Origin of the sequence: Vibrio sp. 10N.222.48.A3 (genome assembly GCF_041475345.1) — a bacterium.
In the GTDB taxonomy this organism is placed as follows: Bacteria; Pseudomonadota; Gammaproteobacteria; order Enterobacterales; family Vibrionaceae; genus Vibrio; species Vibrio tasmaniensis_A.
On sequence record NZ_JBFRVX010001690.1, the window covers coordinates 1 to 1,161 of the forward strand.

A 1,161-nucleotide genomic window follows, 5' to 3' on the forward strand; every position below is an offset into this window, starting at 1 on the left:
CCATATGATTCATCACCTTACGTTTGCTCCCTAAACCGGAAACAAAATAGATGAAGCGCTGTTTGTCGAACACTTGTTTTTCAATTATCTTTAACCATAGTTTCTATACGTCATTGATGAAAGGAAGCATTTTTCACAATCCATTCTTTAGCGGGTTTGATACATGCCGTGACCTCATAGTAAATGCAGTTCTTGGTGTCGAAAATTTGAGTTAGGTCACTGTTTATTTATGGTATTTATAAGACCGTCATTACTCACCTCAACGTAAAGGGTTAGCACCACGTGACAACGAAGATTTTGCTTAATTGCGACATGGGAGAAAGTTTCGGCAATTGGAAGATGGGCGATGACGAGTCGGTCATGGAATGGGTCGATATGGCAAACATCGCTTGTGGCTTTCACGCGTCTGATCCGCACGTTATGTCTAAGACCATAAAACTGGCGCAGTACTATCACACCCAAATTGGTGCCCACCCTGGTTATCAAGATTTAGTTGGGTTTGGTCGCCGTTCTATTCCTCATACCATGGACGAGATCAGTGAGCTAGTTTGTTATCAAGTCGGTGCACTACAAGCGCTGTGCCGCTATCACCACACCTCTGTTGGCTATGTGAAACCTCATGGCGCCCTTTACAACGATATGATGGCGAACATTGATGTGTTTAATGCCGTTGCCCAAGCCGTCGCTGAATTTAACATCCCCTTGATGATTCTCTCTTCATCAGACAATCAACAGTATCTAGATATTGCTGACGATCATGACTTACCCCTCTTGTTTGAAGCGTTTGCCGACCGTGCATACTTGAATAATGGGCAGTTATCGCCGCGAACTCAAAAAGGCTCGGTTTACGTCAACCAAGACGACATCTACAACCAAGTCATGCAAATCATTAACTACGGTTCAGTCACGACCATTGAAGGTGAAAGACTGCCTATTGAAGCCGATACCATTTGTGTTCATGGTGATAACCCCCAATCCATCGCATTAATTAGAAAAATCAGACAAGACCTCAACGCTTTTAACTAATATGAAGCGTGTGATTGGTATGACGCATGGCCTTATCGCTCGCCTTACGAGCACCTAACCAATTGCTCGTAAGGTCTAATTGCTTTGTATTGGTTTGGACACGGAAGTTAGAAACGCCAAATAAGCAAATAAGCA

General features: G+C 43.4%; 1 protein-coding gene. It reads left to right on the forward strand.

Going from position 1 to position 1,161, the window contains the following annotated elements; translation table 11 throughout:
- Positions 1–282: 282 nt before the first annotated feature.
- Positions 283–1,026 (forward strand): 5-oxoprolinase subunit PxpA, encoded by a 744-nt coding sequence (locus tag AB4653_RS28430; protein WP_029223943.1) that lies wholly within the window; start codon positions 283–285, stop codon positions 1,024–1,026.
- Positions 1,027–1,161 lie beyond the last annotated feature (135 nt).